The sequence below is a fragment of the Winogradskyella pulchriflava genome, assembly GCF_042434315.1.
GTDB classification, from domain to species: domain Bacteria; phylum Bacteroidota; class Bacteroidia; order Flavobacteriales; family Flavobacteriaceae; genus Winogradskyella; species Winogradskyella pulchriflava.
In genome coordinates, this window is record NZ_JBHLTQ010000013.1 from 1 (window position 1) to 2,501 (window position 2,501).

General features: G+C 33.6%; 3 protein-coding genes. All 3 read right to left on the reverse strand.

What is annotated here, in order from left to right; translation table 11 throughout:
• Positions 1–272: 272 nt before the first annotated feature.
• The 3 genes from ACFFGA_RS14845 to ACFFGA_RS14855 all read right to left on the reverse strand — a co-directional run bounded on the left by ACFFGA_RS14845 (position 273) and on the right by ACFFGA_RS14855 (position 2,345).
• Positions 273–743, reverse strand: a complete 471-nt coding sequence (locus tag ACFFGA_RS14845; protein ID WP_386065203.1) for a hypothetical protein — start codon at positions 741–743, stop codon at positions 273–275.
• A gap of 139 nt (positions 744–882) precedes the next feature.
• On the reverse strand, positions 883–1,437 hold the full coding sequence (locus tag ACFFGA_RS14850; RefSeq protein WP_386065205.1) for a hypothetical protein: 555 nt from the start codon (positions 1,435–1,437) through the stop codon (positions 883–885).
• Positions 1,438–1,622: 185 nt separating this feature from the next.
• The gene (locus ACFFGA_RS14855; protein WP_386065207.1) at positions 1,623–2,345 is read right to left on the reverse strand and encodes a hypothetical protein; all 723 of its coding nucleotides are present in this window, start codon (positions 2,343–2,345) and stop codon (positions 1,623–1,625) included.
• Positions 2,346–2,501 lie beyond the last annotated feature (156 nt).

The window sequence follows — 2,501 nt, forward strand, 5'->3', positions numbered from 1 at the left end:
ATTCCTTGAACTTCGTAAAAGTCCGATTCATTAAAGTCCGAATATTTCTTTTCTGATTTACAGGAAATAAGTCCGAAACTCAATGAAATTAATATGGTTAGCGTTTTTCTCAAATTACTTACAACGTTTATGTATATGAGCTGTGGCGTGTCTCGGCACAGACCTTTCCTGATAAAAACTGGCTTTGGAAAATCCGCAGGATTTTCCAAGTGAGGACTGACCAAGCCATAGCTTATATACTGTGTTGTACCCAGTTTTTTTTTTCTAAATTTTTAAATAAAATCACTATCAGTCCAAATTAGCCAATCGTTTCCAATTCCCCAAACTTCTATAAAATTCAAGTTGAAATTATCTTTATAATATCCTTTTTTCGTTTGTTCAGGGTCACACGTTGTCCAAGTCAGATATAAAGTTCCGATTGGATAGTCAGTCCATTCTGTTGTATATTCCACTTGTTTGCAATCCGAACTAATTCCGACCGTAATGCTTTTAATTCCTTTATTCTCCAATTCTTTCGCCAATGTTTTTTCCAAATCTTTTGGATAAGTGAATTTACCTTGGTTAGAAATCGCAAATGGGTCTTTTAAAATTCGTTCGGTCAAACTATTCCATTCTGTTTGATTTTTCGCGATTTGTTCTATCTTTTCCGCAACAATTTCTTTCCTTTTTTCTCTATTATCTTTACACGATAAAAGGCTAAAAGTCAGAGCAAAAATCAGGATTATGTTATTTGTACGAATCATTTTTTAAATTGGGTACAACGGTCTCGTATAACCGTCAGTTACGGGATTAATGAGAATGATTTTCGGTTAAGAACTGGCGTTAGCAATTCCGAGTGGATTCGGACGCAGTCGAATCCGCCGTAATTGCGGTTATACATTGTTAGCAGCTGTTTTTTTTCAGTTCATAATTATTCGGGATAAAAACTTCATTCTCCGATTTCTCAATTAAAATTCCTAATAGAGTTTGAATTTCGTCAGTTTTATATTCTGTCGTTTTTATTGAAATTCCAGATTTTGATTTGAAGTCGAGTTTTAAATTTTTGCTAATTCGGTCAAATCGGATTTGAGTGAGTTCAGTCAGATTCCGTTTTTGAGTCCAACGCTTATTTAAAATCAGTTCGTTGTCTTTGATGAAAAGTGTAAATGGTTTTTTCTTTTTGTAAATAAACCACATTATCAATTCAGTTATTGGAAATGTCCAAAATATTAAAATCAAGAATATTATTTCTTTATAAATATCATTGCTAAAAGACAGTAACAATGTCCAAGCAATTGCGTTTATCAATTCAAATATTCCGATTATTTTTCTTTGGCTTCGCATTTTAAAATCAGATTGATAATTTTTATTCAGAACAGAATATTCCCAAAGAACTGTTGTCAGCAAAATTGAAACAACCAATGCACAATTCAGAACAAGAGGAAATTCAGTTTCCATTATTTGTCCGTAAGTCAAAATTGTAATGAGAAATATTAATGTAATAAAAAACTTCATTCTTTGTTGGTCTGTTCAAATTGCTGCTAACGTGTTTGTATAAGATTAGTTGCGTGATTTAAGCACCTAATTTAGCAAATAAATCACAGATAGAAAGTCCGCGAGGACTTTCGTAAGTAGGCTAGAAACTAGCAATTAATTTTATACGGTGTTACCTGCTGGCTTTTATTCGGTCGTGATAAATTCGATAAAGCCAAAAGTCCGCCAACTGCTAATATTGCTCCACCAACAAAAGGAAATCCAGCACCAACTAAATCAGCCATATTCGACGAAAAAAGAAATGGCAAACAGAATATCATTCCAAAAATCCCTGCTGTTATTGAAGCAAAAGCTCCAAATTTAGTAACTCGTTTCATATCAAATATTGTTTTTTGTTCAAATTCTGGTTTTAATAATTCAGCTCTTAATTCAGTCAGATTTCGAGTTGCATACTTTTCGATTGACCATTCCGAAATTCCGATAGATTTCTTTCCTTTTTTAAAGTCCGAGTAAAAAGTCCGCCACAAGTCTGGAAGTAAAATTGCTCCGAAAATCAAAATAGCAAATGAAGGAATAGAATAATTTCCATTTCCGACCATAAAAGCTTGCATTCGGATTTCGTCTTCAGCTGTCATTTGGTAATTAAGCAAAACGTGTTTCAAATCGTGGCTTTCGTATTTTGGTATTAAAGTCAGATTATGTTTGTCAAGACATTCAGCTATTTCTTTTCCTAAAGTTCCTTTTTCGAGATTTCTTAATTCCGAAACCTTTTGTTCATAAGGTTCCATTTTGCTAAAGAATTCGATTGTTGAAACAGAAAGGTCAAATGACTGTTTTATTATCTTTCTGGCTATTTTTTGCAGTATGTTCATTTATAGTTCAGATTTTTTTTCAGCTTGCAGGTAACGGTTTTGTGTATGGCTCGTTGCGGGAAATCCGCGAGGATTTTCCGCCGTAACCGAAAGATAGCAAATTGCAATGAATTCCGATTAGGAATTCAGCCGCAATGAGCTATACACGTTGTTGTA

Bases quoted from the DNA above. Each gene is read 5' to 3' on its own strand.
- ACFFGA_RS14845 (WP_386065203.1), bottom strand. From the start codon at position 743: ATGATTCGTACAAATAACATAATCCTGATTTTTGCTCTGACTTTTAGC.
- ACFFGA_RS14850 (WP_386065205.1), bottom strand. From the start codon at position 1,437: ATGGAAACTGAATTTCCTCTTGTTCTGAATTGTGCATTGGTTGTTTCA.
- ACFFGA_RS14855 (WP_386065207.1), bottom strand. From the start codon at position 2,345: ATGAACATACTGCAAAAAATAGCCAGAAAGATAATAAAACAGTCATTT.